The sequence below is a fragment of the Xenorhabdus sp. KK7.4 genome (assembly GCF_963876465.1).
Lineage (GTDB): Bacteria > Pseudomonadota > Gammaproteobacteria > Enterobacterales > Enterobacteriaceae > Xenorhabdus > Xenorhabdus stockiae.
Genome location: NZ_CAWNQF010000139.1, coordinates 1 through 2,343, shown reverse-complemented (window position 1 = coordinate 2,343; position 2,343 = coordinate 1). Strand labels below are relative to the sequence as shown.

Genomic DNA, 2,343 nt, shown 5'->3' with positions numbered 1-2,343 from the left:
CGTTGCGCCTGTAGCAGTTTTTTAGCCTTATTCTGGTCGGCAAATTCGTTTAATAAATGACGGATAATCACGGGCAGTTCCCGACTGATTTTCTCCGATAATTCCGGGTCTTTTTCTGATTCTTTGACCGGAATATTAAACGGGAATATCACCCGCCGCCGTGCAATCCCACCATTACGTTCGGTAAAGCTCATCGGTTCGTTATTGGTAGCTAATACCACAGCTTTAATAATGGTGGAGAACTGTTTTTCATATTTTCCGTCAACTTCAATCAGGTCGCCGCCTGTGATTGCCTTGATACCTGCGCCCTCGCCAACATATTTAACCTGATCGGGCAACGTAATCAGGCTTTTTCCGACAAACTGATAACGTCCTCTGGCTTCATCCAGTGCCTTCATATTGCCACTGGCAGTATTGTGCTCTCCTGCCAATAAAGTGGCGATATAGGTAAACACACTTTTACCGCTGCCGCCTTCACCTGTGACTTCAATAAATAACTGCCAGTCATAACGATTAGCCAGGATCATAAATAAGCCCGCATTGATACGCGCCATTTTTTCATGATTATTTCCAGCCGCATGAGACAGCCATTGATAGAAATGCGGGGCGTGTTGTCGGATATTTTCCCCGGCTACGGGTTCAGTGAATGCGATCCCGTTATGGTTCATGAGCCAATGCGCAGGGACGTGGGGTTTAAACGCCTGTACCGATAAATCATACACACCATTACTGAACCCGATTACATCTTGCCGTTGTTCACCAATGACAGGAATTTGTAATTTCATCGCACTAATTGCGTTGTTAATGCCGTTTGGGCTGTAAGGGGTTTCGTGCTGGTCAAAAATTGCCACCATTGCGCGGCGCAGCTCATTATCCGACACGGTTTCCCATGTTGTACCGTTATAGTGGTAAACTATTTCGCTATCAGGATTAACCGCCACTTTACCGTAACGCTCAACTAACAGTGCCCCGCGCTGACTGGCGGCCATTTGAGCCAGATTGTTATTGGCCTTTTTGGGCTTCGTTTCGTGGATAATCACCGCTTCTGCTTCCATGAGTTTTTTCTCCCCAACCTGATATAGCCCGTTATGAAATGCCTGCTTTGCTGCTTCAATGCCATGATGCTGGCGATAATCATCCCAGTCAGCTTTCAATGCCGTAGGCGGTAATGCCACCCAGCCATTAATCGCTATAGCGGCCTTTTCTGCTGCCATTTTGCCAACGTTCTTTTTTAACCTGCCGTTTTTGTCCCGCTCTTCCGGTTCGTGCCAATCGTTATCAGCGGCGAGGATAATTTTTGCGTTAGGCCACTGTGTTCTGACCTGCTCGGCAATGGTGAATAAATTGCTTTCATCAATGGCTGCCAATACCACTCCCTCATGTAATTGGCTGACCGTTAACGCTGTGGCGTAACCTTCGGTGATGATGAAAGTATCTGGTGTTCCGGTCATCTCTGAGACAGGAATAAAACTGCCTTTCTTCTGAGTCCCTGAGACAAGGCGTTTTTCACCATTAGGCTTGATGGTTTGCCCGCCTGTGATCGTGCCGTCCAGTGCCTGAGTCTCCAGCAATAAAGAGCCATCTTTCAATAACCGCTGATTGGGGCATTGCAGCCCCTTTTTCACCAGATACTGAGATTCACCCGTCACAGAAGTTGCAACCAGCGCCGCGATGCGTTCTGCAATCGGTTTTACTGTTCGGGGCTGCTCTTTAGCTGGCTTAGATTCAGGCAAAGGAAGTGCCAGTGCATCAGCTACCAACTTAGCGGCGGCAAAAATAGTGATCCCTTGAGTTCTCGCTACCAAATCCAACCCATCGCCGTGATTGGGGTCGTCACACTGGCGGCAATGCCAATCACCGTTATGGTTATCATCAATAAAATGAAAACGGTCAGTGCCGCCACATATCGGGCAAGCACCATGTTTCCCCTTTGCCGGAACATCAACGCCACAGGCTGGCAACAGGCTTTGCCAGTGGTTGATGGCTGATGTTTTCACTGTTCGAATAACATCTAACGGGCGGCTTTTCTGATTATTATTTCCCTGACTCATGATCACTCGTCCTCGCCATTAACCGCTGCATAGAGCGAATAGTAAACTTCCTGATTAATATCACAGGCCAGCGATAGCAAATCGTGTAACTCTTCCGAACAGTGTTGGCTTGCCTGTTCAAGAATGACCTCATATAAAGAGGTACATAATCCCGCACGAAATGAAGCCTGACCTAACGGATCGGATTTTCTGTATACAATGCAATTAACTAATTTATTCACTGGATTCTGTGGGGCATGTTTCGATAGGTCGCGATAAACCTCCTGATGAATGCCGTGTGCCAATGCAATCA

At 47.4% G+C, this 2,343-nt stretch carries 2 protein-coding genes; both read right to left on the bottom strand.

The features are described 5' to 3' along the window. On the bottom strand, positions 1-2,051 hold a 2,051-nt coding region (locus AACS90_RS21720; RefSeq protein ID WP_099123633.1), incomplete at its 3' end, for a toprim domain-containing protein. 2 nt (positions 2,052-2,053) lie between these two features. Next, positions 2,054-2,343: hypothetical protein (locus tag AACS90_RS21715; RefSeq protein ID WP_241538341.1), on the bottom strand; the 290-nt coding region annotated here is incomplete at its 5' end.